We start from the raw sequence: 13696 nt of genomic DNA, 5'->3' as shown, positions 1-13696 counted from the left end.
CTTCTTATGCCGAAACGAATCGAGAAATCAGGCGGCTGCGGCAGCCTGCTTCTTGACGATGTCGCGCTTGAGGCGACGGGCCTTGAGCGACAGCTTGTCGTCGCTGGTCTTGACCAGCCAGTTGTCCAGGCCGCCATTATGTTCGACCGAACGCAGACCATGGGTCGATACGCGCAGTTTGAAGCTGGCTTCCAGCGTTTCGGAGATCAGCGAAACATTCTGGAGGTTGGGCAGGAACACCCGCTTGGTCTTGTTATTGGCGTGGGAAACATTGTGACCCACCTGGCGACCCTTGCCGGTCAGCTCGCAAATGCGCGACATAATCAATAAACCTTGTAGTTCGGGTTCGTTCGGAAAGCCGCGCCGATAACGGGATTCCCGCTGGCCGTCAACCCGCCGCACGGCGGGTCGCAACCCTTTTGCACGGCGAAGCGTTGAGGCTCCGTAACATATGGGAGGTTGAAATGCGATTCATTGGTGGGCTGTTGATCATCATATTGCTCGTGCTGGCTGGCGGCATCGCCACCGGCTTCATCGACCTGCAGAAAACGCAGGACGGACGCCTGCCCGAAATCGCGGTGAAGGAAGGCGCGCTGCCCAAATATGAGGCCAATGTGGCCAAGGTCGAGGTCGGCACCCGCAACGAGACGGTCGAAGTGCCGACGGTGGCGGTCAAAAAGCCCTGAGTTCGCATCAGGGGCAAGATGCTGTAAGGGCGGGGCGTGAACGCTTCGCCCTTTCCCTTGCCCGATCCCATGCGCCGCGCGCTGGCGCTGGCCCGTGCGGCGGAGGCGGCGGGCGAGGTGCCGATTGGTGCGGTGGTGACCAAGGATGGCGTCATCATCGGCGAGGGCGAGAATCGCAACCGCCGCGACCATGATCCCACCGCCCATGCCGAAATCGTCGCGATGCGGGCGGCGGCGATCCATCTGAGCGATTTTCGCCTGACCGGCTGCGACCTGTGGGTGACGCTGGAACCCTGCCCGATGTGCGCGGGGGCGATTTCTCACGCCCGGATCGCGCGGCTCTATTATGGCGTGGGTGACCCCAAGGGCGGGGCAATCGAGCAGGGACCGCGCCTGTTCGCCCAGCCGCAATGCCTGCATCGGCCCGAAGTCTATGGCGGCCTCGCCGAAGTCGAAGCCTCAGTGCTGCTGCGGGATTTTTTCGCCGCCCGACGCTGAGTAATTTATCCGGTAGAGTTGATAGGGCAAGGTCATGCCGCTGTTGAGCGTCACCGGCACCAGCCAGCCTGGAATTTTGCCCCGCATCAGATCCGCATAGAAACCACGCGGGCTGCGCGACTGATAGATCGTGCCTTCGGGGAAATTGGGGCAGACCAGCAAATAGGTCGCATGATGCTGCGCCGCGATGGGCCGAAAGGCGTCGGCGGGGCCATCATAGGCGTGGTGCATGTCCAGGATCGTCGCGCCATTGCGATGATAGGGCCCGGCCAGCGCGCTATGATGGGTGGTGGCGATGATGCGCGGTCCCAGATCGACCATGGTGAAGATAGTCGCGGGGGGCAACTGATCCAGCACTTCGAGCGCAGGCAGCGTGCGGCACCGGCCATTGGCTTTCTTGATCGCATCATTGCGGGCGATGGCGGACGGGCGCCATGGCCTGGGCTTGTTGCCGGTCAGCTGCGCCCACCCACTCATGATTTGCGGATAGAGCGGATAGGCGCAGGCAATAGCCGCCAGCAGCGCCACCCCTGCCCCCGCCGCGATTCGCACCCGGCGCGTGCCGGTGAAGATCGCGCCGATCAGCCGGTGCGCGGCCCATGCGGCGGGCGGGATCGCCAGCAATTGCGCCGCTGGCCCCGCGCGCAGCTGCCAGAACAGCAAGGCGGTGGAAAAGAGCATCATGAGGCCGACGGTCGCCCAGGCCCAGAGGCGCTCAGCGTCGCGCCGCGCGTCCCACAAGGCCCAGAGCAGGCCGATCAGCCCCGCCAGCGGGATCGCCAGCAGCGGCACGACCAGGCTTTGCGCCTGCGCGGTGATCGGCTTGGCCTCGCGAATATTGGCAAGCCAGAGCCGCTCCAGTTCGGGCGAAATCTGATAGGGGCTGAGGCATTGCGGCCAGTTCAGCCAGAAGAAAGTCGCAACCGCACCGCCGACGATGAGGCCCGCCGCCAGCCGCATCGCCCAGCCGCGCAACGGCGCTACCGAAAGCAGCACCATGCCCGCCGACGCCGCGCCGAACACCGCCACCCAGATCGGCGAGATCGCATCGCACACCATTTCGCGATTGGCATAGCTGGCGAACAGCAGGTAGCAGAGTGAGGTCGCCCCGCCCAAACTGAGCGCATAGGGCAGCATCCGCCGCTCCGCCCCTTCGCGAAACACCCAGCGCAGCGCGATCAACCCGCCACCCGCCGCCAGATAGACGATCATCTCCATGCCGATAGCAATCGACAGCGCGCTGCTGACCCCGGCCATCACCCCGCCGCGCAGCCGATTTGTGTCGATGACGCCCGCCAGCATCGTCACCGCCAGCGCCAGTTGCCAGCCATGATGGTCGATCCGCATCGGCGCATACATGCCCAGCCCCATCTGCGCGGCGAGCGGGGCGAGCGCCGCCAGCAACCAGCCATGCGGCCCGGCCAGCCGCCGCCCGATAAAGCCAAGGCTCAGCATCAGCAGCAAGAGCGGGAGCAGCGGCGCGATGCCGCAGGCCAGCCGATCGGCCAGCCCCTGATCGACAAAGGCGCGGAAGAAGAGGATCAGCCCGGCGATCGGGATATCGACCAGCCGCGACCAGTGGATATTCGCGCCGCCCGGTGGATCGAGCCGATATTGGCGCAGATCATACCAGCCCTGACCCGCCAGCCAGTCCTTCACCTGCACATAGCGGATATTGTCGTCGGTATCGCTCAGCACCAGCCAGTGGATCGCGGGCCAGCGAGTCGTGACCATGGCGACCGCAATGACGATCCAGATCAGGAAGGTCAGCCACTTCCAGTGCCGCGCGCTCCACGCCAGCAAGGGGGGCAGGATATGGGTCACCCGCGCGCGCAGGGCATCGGCGCTTTTCAAGCTCATCCTTGCCCCCTAAACGAGCCGTGGCAAAGCGCAACGGGGACCATGGCCATCATCAACCGACTTTCACAGCAGCATCGCGCGCTGTTCTGGCAAATCGTCCGCTATGGCGTGACCGGCCTGTTCGTGACGGCGTGCCAGGCGGCAATCTACTGGAGCCTGGCGGCGCTGGCCGGCCTGCATCCGCAACTGGCCAATCTGGTCGGCTATGGCGCGGCGGTAATCATCGGTTATGTGAGCCACAGCGCCTTCACCTTTCGCGGCCATGGCACCCGCGACAAGGCGGCGGCACGGGGGTTCCGCTTCGTCGCAGTGTCGCTGGTCAGCTATGCGCTTAACGCCCTGTGGGTGTGGCTGTGCGTGACCCATATGGGGTGGCCGGCATGGTCGCCGATCCCGGCAATGATCTTCGTCACGCCAGCGGTGATGTTCGGGCTGAACCGAAAGTGGGTGTTTAGGTGATTATCCGACGTGTTCCCGCGAAGGCGGGAACCTAGTTCGGAGCGTGGGACTGGGTTCCCGCCTGCGCGGGAACACGGGTCATGTGGCGATATCGTCAAACAGGTCACGCCACTTCGGGTTCATTTCCTCGATGAGCCGCAGTTTCCACTTGCGATCCCATTTCTTGATCCGCAATTCGCGCTGGCGTGCTTCCTGAATATCGTCATGAGCTTCATACCAAACCAGAAAATGGCAGCGATATTTAGCGCTGAATTCGCCGCCAAAGCCATTGCGATGCTGCCATGCTCTCTGGATGAGATTGCTGGTTACGCCGAGATACATCGTGCCGTTCTGGCCGCTCGCCATCAGATAGACGTAACCCGGTCTGGTCATGCTTTAAGATAACGTGTTCCCGCGAAGGCGGGAACCCAGTTCGGAGCGTGGGCCTGTGTTCCCGCCTTTGCGGGAACACATTGTTCTATTTAATGTACGAACCGCGCCACCACGTCCCGGTAGGAGCGGCTGACTTTGACCTGTGCGCCCGATTCCAGCACCAGGAAACATTCGCCATTGGTGTGGGGTTTGACCTGCTTGACCTGGCTCAAATTCACAATGGTGGAGCGATGGACGCGCTGGAAGTTGCGGGGGTCGAGCCGTTTTTCCAGATCCTTCATGGTTTCGCGCAGGATCAGCGAATTGTCGGCGGTATAGATGCACATATAGTCGCCCGCCGCGTCGATCCGCTCGATCGAATCGACATCGACCCGGAAAATCTGGCCGCGATCCTTGATGTTGATGAGCTTCTCGAAACGGTTGGAGGCCGGGCCTTCCTCGTCCGCTGCGTTGAAATCGCTCATGGCCTGGGGCGCAACTTCGGCCAGCACTTCGCGCAGTTTCTCTGCTTCCTGCACCTGCCGCTTGTCGGACAGGCGCAAGCGCACCCGGTCGAGCGCATCGGCCAGACGGCCTTCTTCCACGGGCTTTAGCAGATAGTCGACGGCCTGCGCCTCGAACGCGCGAATCGCGTGATCCATGTAAGCGGTGACGAAAATGAAGAGCGGCGGCTCGACTTCCATAATCCCCTGCACCACGGAAAAACCGTCAAAGCCCGGCATCTGGATGTCGAGGAACACAAGGTCGGGCTTGTGCGTCTTGATGGCGCGGATCGCTTCGCGCCCATTGTTGCAGGTTTCGATAATTTCGACATCCTCATGCGCTTCCAGACGGAGCATAAGCCCTTGGGTCGCCAGGCTTTCGTCGTCGACGAGGATTGTTCTGATCGTCATGCGGCCACTTTCGATGAATCTTCCAAATTGAGCGGTATTTCGATGATCACCGAAAAACCACTGGGACTTGAACGTGTTTCAAAGCTCTGTCGTTCCCCGAAGGCCTGAATGAGCCGATCGCGGATGTTCGGCAGGCCAACGCCCGTCCCTTCGCTGACGGCAATGTGTGGCTTCATTCCGCCTTCATTCAATCCCGGCCCGCTGTCGGATACGACGATCCGCACATTTTCACCGGCAGGCTGCGCGCTGACCGATATTTCCGCGCCTTCCTCCTTGGGCGTGACGGCATATTTGATAGCATTTTCGACCAGCGGCTGGAGCAGCAACGATGGCAGCCGCGCCTGTCCGACCGCCGGGTCAATGATGAACACCGGCCGCAGCCGGTCCTCGAATCGCATCTTCTCAATCTCCAGATAGAGTTTGAGCGTCTCAATCTCCTGCTCGATCGTCACCTGCGCGGTCGGCTCGTTGATGAGGGTATAGCGCAGGAAGGAGGACAGACGCGACAGCATCGCATTGGCCCGGTCGGTCTGTTTGAGCAGCACCAGCGTGGAGATGGAGTTAAGCGTATTGAACAGGAAATGCGGGTTAAGCTGATAGCGCAGCATCGCCAGTTGCGCGCTCGACGCCTGATTTTCCAGATGCAGCAGCTGGTCCGCCTGCTCCTCGACCGTCAGGTAGAAGTTGATGGCATAATAAAGCGCCGACCATGCGCCCAGCAGCGTCATCGACAAATAGAAAGCACCCAGGAACAGTTGCAGCCCCGCGGTTTCGCTGCCCTTATTCTGCGTTGAAAACACCCAGGCGTCGATGAAGGCGACCAGCGCAGCCGCGGCCACCACGGTGACGATCGACACGCCCCAGGTGATGATCGGCTTTTGCCGGAGCAGAAAGCGGAACATCACCGCGATCAGCAGCGTCACCGAATAGCCGGTAACGGTCGAGATCAGCACCGGCACCAGGCTGGAAAGCGGCTGGCCATTGGCGATGGTGGACGATCCGCGCAGCAGGAACGCGCCGGCCCAGCCCAGCGACTGCAGGTTCCAGAAAGCGCGATTCTTGTCCGCGAAAAAGGGCTGGGGCTGAAAGGGATGAACAGACATTACAGGCAGCCTAGGCGATTTGAGGCGGCGGGTGAAGCCGCTGCGACCTATCCCCTGTTGCGGCCGCCCCTCAGGCGGCGGCAGCGGGTTCCTCCGCCATCGGCGTGACTTCATCGGGACACAACCAGACCAGATCGCTCAGTTCCAGCACGCGGCCATCATGCGCCTGTATCGTGACCCTGCGGATCGGCAGGCCATCGCGCCGGTCGGCCAGCACCTGGCAGGACACGGTGCCGCAGCCCCATTTTTCACCCCATTGGCGCAGCGCGATCATGACCGGGGCCAGTTCCTGCCCCTTTTCGGTCAGGCGATATTCCACCTTGCGCTTGTCGCACTGCATCGGCTGCCGCAGCATGATGCCATTTTCGACCAGTCGGGACAGGCGGTTGGCCAATATGTTGCGGGCGATGCCCAGCGTCGACTGAAACTCCTCAAAATGGCGGATTCCCGACAGGGCGCCGCGCAGGATGAGGAAGGACCAGCGTTCGCCCATCGCCTCCAGCGCGCTGGGTAGCGCGCATTGTTCCAGATCCTGTGCCAGATTATGTTTCATCGTCATGACTGGATAGCCCAAAGCGGCCTCACTTGCAAAAGCGCAGTGTATTTAGGGGAAATGGGATTTTTTTGTTGCGCAGCAAGGCACTTCCCACACAATCGGGAAACGATGCTACGCCAATATGAACTTGTCGAACGGGTAAAGCGCTACGATCCCAATGCGGACGAAGCGATGATCAACCGCGCCTATGTGTTTTCCGTCCAGAAGCATGGCAGCCAGAAGCGCGCCAGCGGCGACCCCTATTTCAGCCACCCGATCGAGGTGGCGGGCATCCTGACCGACTTTGGCCTGGACGACCAGACGATCGTGACCGCGCTGCTCCACGACACGATCGAGGATACGCTGGTCACCTATGCGGAGATAGAGGCCGCGTTCGGCAAGGATGTCGCGCGCATGGTCGATGGCGTGACCAAGCTGTCGAAGATCGAAGCCATGTCCGAAAATGAGCGGGCGGCGGAGAATCTGCGCAAATTCCTGCTCGCCATGTCGGACGATATTCGCGTGCTGCTGGTCAAGCTCGCCGACCGGCTGCACAATATGCGCACGCTGCACTTCATCAAAAATCCCGACAAGCGCCGCCGCATCGCCAAGGAGACGATGGATATCTATGCGCCGCTCGCCGAGCGGATTGGCATGTATGATTTCATGCGCGAAATGCAGCTGCTGGCCTTTCGCGAGATTGAGCCGGAAGCCTATGCCAGCATCACCAAGCGGCTGGAGCAGCTGAAGGAAGGCGGCCATGACAAGGTCGACCGGATTGGCGCGGAACTGCAATTGCTGCTGGGCGGATCGAACATCCCGGTCACCGTGTCGGGGCGCGAGAAACATCCCTTCTCGATCTGGAAGAAGATGCAGGAACGCCATATCAGCTTTGAACAGCTGACCGACGTGATGGCGTTCCGCGTGATTACCGAGACGACCGAGGATTGCTACCGTGCGCTGGGCGTCATCCACCAGATGTTCAAGATGGTGCCGGGCCGGTTCAAGGATTATATCTCCACCCCCAAGCGCAACGGCTATCGCTCGCTCCACACCACCGTCATCCATCAGGACAATGCCCGGATCGAGGTGCAATTGCGCAGCCGCGACATGCATAATGACGCCGAACTGGGGCTGGCAGCGCACTGGGCCTACAAGCAAAAGGGCGATGCGGGCGACCAGAATGCGGCGTGGCTGCGCGATCTGGTCGAAATATTGGAGCAGAGCCAGGACGCGGACGAACTGCTCGAACATACGCGCATGGCGATGTATCAGGACCGCATCTTCGCCTTCTCCCCCAAGGGCGAGTTGCACCAGCTGCCCAAGGGATCGACCCCGGTGGATTTCGCCTATGCGGTGCATACGTCGCTCGGCAACCAGACGGTCGGCGCGAAGGTCAATGGCCGGGTCGTGCCGCTGCGCACCAGCCTGGAAAATGGCGATCAGGTCGAAATCCTCAAATCTGCGGGGCAGGAACCGCAGCCCGGCTGGCTGACCTTCGCCATCACCGGCAAGGCGCGCGCGGCGATTCGCCGCTATATCCGCCAGAAACAACGCGGCGAGGAAGTCGCGCTGGGCGAAAAACTTTATGAAGAGATTGTCGGCCGCTTCTCCCATGACCTTGCCAGTGAGCTGGGCGACAAGGCATTGAAAGCCGCGTTGAAACGGCTGAAACTGGACGATCGCGCATCGCTGATGGTCGCGATCGCCACCCATCGGTTGCTCGATTCGGAAGTCATGGAGGCGCTGGTCCCCGGCTCCACCACCGGCACCGGTATGGAAGAAGCCCATCCGCGCCAGCACGCGCCCATCTCGATCCGCGGGCTGACGCCGGGCATCGCCTACAGCCTGTCCGATTGCTGCCACCCCGTGCCGGGCGACCGCATCGTCGGAATCCGCCGCACCGGCGGCCCGATCGAGGTCCACACGATCGACTGCCGCACGCTGGAGGCCGGGCAGGATGATGACTGGGTCGACCTGTCCTGGGACAGCAAGTCCAAGGGCGGCACCGCGCGGTTGCAGGTCATCGTCAAGAACCAGCCGGGCGCGCTGGCGGCGGTCACCAACGTGTTCGGCGCGACCAAGGCGAACATCCTCAACCTGCAACTGGTCAACCGCGAAGGCCCGTTCCACACCGACATCATCGACCTGGAAGTCGCCGACGCCCAGCATCTGATGCGCATATTGTCGGCGCTGCGCGCGCTCGACACAGTGGTGCAGGCGGACAGGGTTTAGGCGGCAGCCTCGATCCGCATCCGCAGGCCGAGCGCGGGCAGAAGTTTGAGCATGGTGCCCAGTGTCGGATTGCCGTCCGGGCCGAGCGCACGATAGAGCTGCTGGCGCTTCATGCCGGTTTCCTTCGCCAGTTCGGTCATGCCGTGCGCCCGCGCGACGATGCCGATCGCTTGCGCAATAACATGCACATCGCCCGTCGCCAGCGCATCCGCCAGCAGATCGGCCTGGTCATCCGCTTCGGTCAGATAGTCGGCCGCATCGAAGCGAGTGAGTGTAATCGTCATTCCCATGTCCTTTCGCAGGCCATCGGCGCTGCTCCTGTCTGGCGGCTCAGTCGATCCGGGCCGCCATATCTTTTGCCTTGGCTATGTCCCGCTGCTGGCTCGACTTGTCTCCGCCCATCAGCAGGATGATCCATTGTTCGCCGCGCCTGACAAAATAGAGGCGGTATCCCGGCCCGAAATCAATCCGCGCTTCCAGCACGCCATCGCCCACCGATTTCACATCACCCATCAGGCCTAATTCAAAACGGGCGATCCGGCCTGCAATTTTCGAGCGCGCCCGGCGATCACGAAGACCCGCAAACCACTCTGCAAAGGCCGACGTCTGCTGCACATCCATATTGTCAATATATAAGTGACACTTCGCAAAGTGTCAACATATAAGAGACGCCAGCCACGCCTCGGCAAAATGGGGCAGACGTTATCCGTTGATTTTATCCGCCAACGGCTGTAATGGCGCCGCAGCGAACCCCCTGTGGGTTCACCGTCCGAGACAGTTGGTGAGGGGGATTTGCCCCTCTTAATTCCCAGCCTAGACGGGGAAAAGTTCTTTACCGGACAGGCCATTACGGTCTGTTTCGGGTCTGCCGCCTTCCTTCAAACGGACGAACGGCCAGTCGATCTCTCCCCTTCGGACTAACATTCCGTGTGCTGGCATCCCGTGTGCTTGCACGCGGGTTTTTGCCGTTCATCGGGCTTTCCGGTGGACATGAAGTGGAGAATGGCATGGATCGTAATCAGAAATCTGAGGTCGTCACCACGCTGAACGCTACTTTTGCCGACCTGGGTGTTGTCGTGGTCACACGCAACCTGGGCATGACCGTCGCACAGTCGACAGTCCTGCGGCAGAAGATGCGCGAAGCGGGCGCGTCCTACAAGGTTACGAAGAACAAGCTCGCCAAGATCGCGTTGAAGGACACGCAATACGAAACGATCAGCTCCATGCTGACCGGCCCGGTTGCGCTGGCCACTTCGGCCGATCCGGTCGCCGCCGCCAAGGTGGTGATCGATTTCGCCAAGACCAACGACAAGCTTGAGATCGTTGGCGGCGCAATGGGCGGTGTGCTGCTCGATGCAGAGGGCGTCAAGGCGCTCGCATCGATGCCCTCGCTGGACGAACTGCGTGCAAAGATTATCGGCCTCATCCAGGCGCCGGCAACCAAGCTCGCTACCGTCATCCAGACGCCGGCTTCGCAGCTCGCTCGTGTCTTCAACGCCTATGCGGAGAAGGAAGCGGCCTGATCGGTCGCAACCAACTTCCTGTAATCGTTTCAACATATTGCGGGGTTCACCCCGTTTAGAAGGAAAAATATCATGGCAGACATCAACGCACTGGTCGAACAGCTTTCGGCCCTGACCGTCCTCGAAGCCGCCGACCTGTCGAAGGCGCTGGAAGAAAAGTGGGGCGTTAGCGCCGCTGCCGCCGTCGCCGTCGCCGGCCCGGCCGCTGCCGCTGCTCCGGCTGCTGAAGAGCAGACCGAATTCGACGTGATCCTGACCGGCGACGGTGGCAAGAAGATCAACGTCATCAAGGAAGTCCGCGCCATCACCGGCCTCGGCCTGACCGAAGCCAAGACCCTGGTTGAGTCGGCGCCCAAGGCGATCAAGGAAGGCGTGAACAAGGAAGAGGCCGAGAAGGTCAAGAAGCAGCTTGAAGAAGCCGGCGCGACCGTCGAACTCAAGTAATCGGGATGCCCTGCTTCATGCGGGGCTGAACGGCTAGCCTTTGGGCTGGCAGAAATAGGGGCGGTGCCGAAAGGTGCCGCCCCTATTTCTGTGTTGGGGCGTCGCGTCCGCACTCCCCCGTCATCCCGGACTTGATCCGGGATCCATTCACGCAACGGTCGTGATACTGCGCGGCGGTAGAGCCAATGGATCCTGACTTTCGTCAGGATGACGGCGGTGATGGGCGGGTGGCGACCATGGGCAGGCAGTCGTGAGCGACCCTGATCGCCCACATAGCTGACATTATCGTCGGATTTCGTGTGAGTGATGATTTGTTAATGCTGAGTAGATAACGCGAATGCAGGATTGAAAAGGTAATGATCGATCATGCAGTTGAAATTCTCAGCAATCGCGTTCTCTTTTGCGATTTGCCTCCAGAATGCTTCTGCGCAAGAGGCGCAGCCAAACATCCAAATCATCGCTCAAGCATATGACCGTTGCATGGCGACCTACGCCGTGCGCCTCACACGAACCACAGCACCCGACGATGCCATTTACGCGGAAGCTACAAAGTCATGTTCGCCGCTGAAGGATAAGTTGATCGAAGTAATCCGCCAGCAAGTTTCGCCACCGGAAGCTGCCAAGGTTATAGCCTCTATGGATGTTTCAGCGAAGCCCAATTTCTTCAATATGCTGAATCGCATTCGTAGTGACCGAGCAAAACGAGAAAGCCAGCTGGGCAGGCCGTAAATCGCGTCAACTCGATCTGCTTGACCGAAAGCCGTCGGTCACCTCCCCACCCCACCCCGTCATGCTGACAAAAATAAGCATTTAGGGTCGCGTAGGGCCGCCCTGAATCCCGGCCTGCGCCGGGATGACGGGACGGGCGCACGACCGGCCCCCTCCCCGCCCCACACTGGCACGCCCCCACCCCAAAAACCCGTTCCCACTTTCCCCCAGTCTGTTCTACAAGCGGAACAGATATGCCGCGCGCCCTTTCATCCGAGACGCTTCATGCGACCAGCGTGGCCATAAATGGCCGCGCGGTCTTGCTGTGCGGGGTGAGCGGGATTGGGAAATCCGACCTTGCGCTGCGGCTGATCGATCGGGGTGCGATCCTGATCAGCGACGATTATACGCTGGTCAAGCGGGTGGACGGGCAACTGGTCGCCACCGCGCCCATGACGATCATCGGCAAGATGGAGGTGCGGGGCCTGGGGGTCGTGGCGATGCCCCATGTCGCCGATGTGCCGGTCGCGCTACTGGTCGATCTGTTCGATAAAATCGACCGGATGCCGCTGGAGCCGCTGATGCGCACGGTGGCGGGGATGGATGTGCGCGTCGTGAAGATCGCGCCGCTCGAATGCTCCGCCCCAATCAAGGTCGAACTGGCGCTGCGGACGCTGGATCAGGGATCGGGCACGCCATGACCCAATCCCACCCCAAATCCATCCTCCTACTCTCTGGCCTGTCGGGCGCGGGCAAGACCACGGCGCTCAAAACGCTGGAGGATATGGGCTGGGAGGTGGTGGACAATCTGCCGCTGGTCCTGCTCGACCGGTTGCTCGACACCCCCCTGCCCGCGGGCCATGCCGGCGCGGACGACCGGCCGCTGGCGCTGGGCATCGACGCGCGCACCCGTGGGTTCGACGCCAATGCCATCGTCCAGCGGATCAAGGCGCTGCGCGACAATCATGGCCATGATGTCGAGACCCTGTTCCTCGATTGCTCCGGCACCGAACTGGAGCGCCGCTTTGCCGAGACGCGGCGGCGGCACCCGCTGGCGCTCGATCGCCCGGCGGCCGACGGGATTGCGCGCGAACGCGAACTGACCGAGCCGCTGCGCCGCTGGGCGACCCAGGTGATCGACACCACCAGTTTCTCCAGCAACGCGCTGCAACAGGAAATCCGCGACCGTTTCTCGCGTGAGCGCCTGTCGGACCCGGTGCTGACCATATTGTCCTTCGGCTTTTCGCGCGGGATGCCGCGCAACGCCGACCTGATGTTCGACATGCGATTCCTGCGCAACCCGCATTGGGACGAGGCGCTGCGGGCCAAGACGGGGCAGGATGCGGATGTCGCCGCCTATATCGTCGCCGATCCGGCCTATGAGGAGGCGGTGGGCAAGATCGAGGAGCTGCTCAAAATCGTCCTGCCGCGCTACGCAGAAGCCGGAAAAGCCTATATTACCGTAGCGTTCGGCTGCACCGGGGGACGGCATCGGTCGGTCCATGTGGCCGAACGCGTCGCCAGATACTTGCAAGATGCGGGCTTTTCGCCCACGGTCTCGCACCGCAATATGGAATCGGCGCCACAGGATAGTCTGGAGAAGCGCCCACCGGGAGGCCCGAAAGCAATATCATGAAGCAGGTGGGCCGCAAAAGCACATGATCGGACTCGTACTCGTCACCCATGGGTCGCTCGCGACCGAATTCGTCGTCGCGATGGAGCATGTCGTTGGCCCGCAGCAGCAGATCGAAACCATCTGTATCGGGCCGGAAGATGACATGGAATTGCGCCGCGCGGACATCGCGACCGCGGTTGCGCGCGTCAATGACGGCAGCGGCGTCATATTGCTGACCGACCTGTTCGGCGGCACCCCATCGAACCTGGCGATTTCGCTGCTGAAAGCGGGCGAGGTAGAGGTGATTGCGGGCATCAACCTGCCCATGCTGATCCGGCTGGAAAGCGCGCGCAAGGTGATGGACGTGAAAGCCGCCGTCGCCGCCGCGCGCGAGGCAGGACAGAAATATATCAGCGTCGCGTCGGAACTGTTGGGCAGCACCACATGAATGAAGTCAGCCGGGAAGTCCTTATCAGCAACAAGCGCGGCCTCCACGCCCGCGCAAGCGCCAAATTCGTGACCCTGGCCAGCGGCCTGCCCGCCGACATCATCGTCAGCAAGGATGGCAGCGACGTGACCGGCACGTCGATCATGGGCCTGATGATGCTGGGCGCGGCGATGGGCGACAGCATCACCATCAAGGCGACCGGGCCGGAAGCGGTCGATTCGCTGGGCAAGCTGGTGGGTTTGGTTGAGGACAAGTTCGGGGAGGAATAAAAATATCCATTCGCCCTGAGCGAAGTCGAAGGGCTCAGCCGACCGCAG

19 protein-coding genes are annotated in these 13696 nt (G+C 61.6%); 11 read left to right on the top strand and 8 right to left on the bottom strand.

All coding sequences use genetic code 11. The features are described from left to right. Nucleotides 1–27: 27 nt before the first annotated feature. Nucleotides 28–321: a 50S ribosomal protein L28 gene (gene rpmB / locus ACODSR_RS03385; protein WP_119747881.1), complete on the bottom strand. Its 294-nt coding sequence runs from the start codon at nucleotides 319–321 to the stop codon at nucleotides 28–30. 143 nt (nucleotides 322–464) lie between these two features. Here rpmB and ACODSR_RS03380 point away from each other — a divergent pair, with 143 nt between their 5' ends. Then, nucleotides 465–686 (top strand): hypothetical protein, encoded by a 222-nt coding sequence (locus ACODSR_RS03380; protein WP_489073727.1) that lies wholly within the window; start codon nucleotides 465–467, stop codon nucleotides 684–686. Nucleotides 687–755: 69 nt separating this feature from the next. Continuing rightward, nucleotides 756–1184, top strand: a complete 429-nt coding sequence (locus tag ACODSR_RS03375) for a nucleoside deaminase (protein WP_489074146.1) — start codon at nucleotides 756–758, stop codon at nucleotides 1182–1184. Here the strand turns inward: ACODSR_RS03375 and ACODSR_RS03370 are convergent. Beyond that, nucleotides 1146–3044, bottom strand: a complete 1899-nt coding sequence (locus tag ACODSR_RS03370) for a hypothetical protein (RefSeq protein ID WP_489073725.1) — start codon at nucleotides 3042–3044, stop codon at nucleotides 1146–1148. The genes ACODSR_RS03375 and ACODSR_RS03370 overlap by 39 nt on opposite strands. A gap of 42 nt (nucleotides 3045–3086) precedes the next feature. Here ACODSR_RS03370 and ACODSR_RS03365 point away from each other — a divergent pair, with 42 nt between their 5' ends. Beyond that, nucleotides 3087–3503: a GtrA family protein gene (locus ACODSR_RS03365; RefSeq protein WP_489073723.1), complete on the top strand. Its 417-nt coding sequence runs from the start codon at nucleotides 3087–3089 to the stop codon at nucleotides 3501–3503. 78 nt (nucleotides 3504–3581) lie between these two features. Here ACODSR_RS03365 and ACODSR_RS03360 read toward each other — a convergent pair whose 3' ends face one another. From ACODSR_RS03360 to ACODSR_RS03345, 4 genes are all read right to left on the bottom strand, one after another. Further along, nucleotides 3582–3875: a GIY-YIG nuclease family protein gene (locus tag ACODSR_RS03360; protein ID WP_489073721.1), complete on the bottom strand. Its 294-nt coding sequence runs from the start codon at nucleotides 3873–3875 to the stop codon at nucleotides 3582–3584. Nucleotides 3876–3964: 89 nt separating this feature from the next. Continuing rightward, entirely contained in the window at nucleotides 3965–4768 is an 804-nt protein-coding gene (locus ACODSR_RS03355) for a LytR/AlgR family response regulator transcription factor (protein WP_006956171.1), read from the bottom strand. Further along, entirely contained in the window at nucleotides 4765–5871 is a 1107-nt protein-coding gene (locus ACODSR_RS03350; protein WP_489073719.1) for a sensor histidine kinase, read from the bottom strand. Before ACODSR_RS03350 ends, ACODSR_RS03355 begins: the two co-directional genes overlap by 4 nt. Before the next feature lie 70 nt (nucleotides 5872–5941). Then, nucleotides 5942–6424, bottom strand: coding sequence for a winged helix-turn-helix transcriptional regulator (locus ACODSR_RS03345; RefSeq protein WP_489074144.1), 483 nt, complete (start codon nucleotides 6422–6424; stop codon nucleotides 5942–5944). 111 nt (nucleotides 6425–6535) lie between these two features. Here ACODSR_RS03345 and ACODSR_RS03340 point away from each other — a divergent pair, with 111 nt between their 5' ends. After that, the gene (locus ACODSR_RS03340; protein ID WP_489073717.1) at nucleotides 6536–8641 is read left to right on the top strand and encodes a RelA/SpoT family protein; all 2106 of its coding nucleotides are present in this window, start codon (nucleotides 6536–6538) and stop codon (nucleotides 8639–8641) included. Here ACODSR_RS03340 and ACODSR_RS03335 read toward each other — a convergent pair. Both ACODSR_RS03335 and ACODSR_RS03330 read right to left on the bottom strand, forming a co-directional pair. After that, entirely contained in the window at nucleotides 8638–8925 is a 288-nt protein-coding gene (locus ACODSR_RS03335) for an addiction module antidote protein (protein ID WP_489073715.1), read from the bottom strand. The genes ACODSR_RS03340 and ACODSR_RS03335 overlap by 4 nt on opposite strands. Before the next feature lie 46 nt (nucleotides 8926–8971). Next, nucleotides 8972–9262, bottom strand: coding sequence for a type II toxin-antitoxin system RelE/ParE family toxin (locus tag ACODSR_RS03330; protein WP_489073713.1), 291 nt, complete (start codon nucleotides 9260–9262; stop codon nucleotides 8972–8974). Between the two features lie 386 nt (nucleotides 9263–9648). Here ACODSR_RS03330 and rplJ point away from each other — a divergent pair, with 386 nt between their 5' ends. From rplJ to ACODSR_RS03295, 7 genes are all read left to right on the top strand, one after another. Next, on the top strand, nucleotides 9649–10164 hold the full coding sequence (rplJ, locus tag ACODSR_RS03325) for a 50S ribosomal protein L10 (RefSeq protein WP_006956162.1): 516 nt from the start codon (nucleotides 9649–9651) through the stop codon (nucleotides 10162–10164). A gap of 72 nt (nucleotides 10165–10236) precedes the next feature. Continuing rightward, on the top strand, nucleotides 10237–10608 hold the full coding sequence (gene rplL / locus ACODSR_RS03320) for a 50S ribosomal protein L7/L12 (RefSeq protein WP_006956160.1): 372 nt from the start codon (nucleotides 10237–10239) through the stop codon (nucleotides 10606–10608). Nucleotides 10609–10974: 366 nt separating this feature from the next. Then, the gene (locus ACODSR_RS03315) at nucleotides 10975–11337 is read left to right on the top strand and encodes a hypothetical protein (protein WP_489073711.1); all 363 of its coding nucleotides are present in this window, start codon (nucleotides 10975–10977) and stop codon (nucleotides 11335–11337) included. Between the two features lie 233 nt (nucleotides 11338–11570). Then, nucleotides 11571–12017, top strand: coding sequence for an HPr kinase/phosphorylase (locus tag ACODSR_RS03310; protein ID WP_489073709.1), 447 nt, complete (start codon nucleotides 11571–11573; stop codon nucleotides 12015–12017). Beyond that, nucleotides 12014–12952 (top strand): RNase adapter RapZ, encoded by a 939-nt coding sequence (gene rapZ, locus ACODSR_RS03305; RefSeq protein WP_489073708.1) that lies wholly within the window; start codon nucleotides 12014–12016, stop codon nucleotides 12950–12952. The genes ACODSR_RS03310 and rapZ overlap by 4 nt, the downstream gene beginning before the upstream one ends. Nucleotides 12953–12974: 22 nt before the next feature. Next, nucleotides 12975–13379 (top strand): PTS sugar transporter subunit IIA, encoded by a 405-nt coding sequence (locus tag ACODSR_RS03300; RefSeq protein WP_489073706.1) that lies wholly within the window; start codon nucleotides 12975–12977, stop codon nucleotides 13377–13379. After that, nucleotides 13376–13648: an HPr family phosphocarrier protein gene (locus tag ACODSR_RS03295; protein WP_119747854.1), complete on the top strand. Its 273-nt coding sequence runs from the start codon at nucleotides 13376–13378 to the stop codon at nucleotides 13646–13648. The genes ACODSR_RS03300 and ACODSR_RS03295 overlap by 4 nt, the downstream gene beginning before the upstream one ends. Nucleotides 13649–13696 lie beyond the last annotated feature (48 nt).

The organism is Sphingobium sp. FG125 (assembly GCF_057809795.1).
Note: the sequence above shows the minus strand (reverse complement) of the source record. Positions and strands in the feature narration are given on the sequence as shown.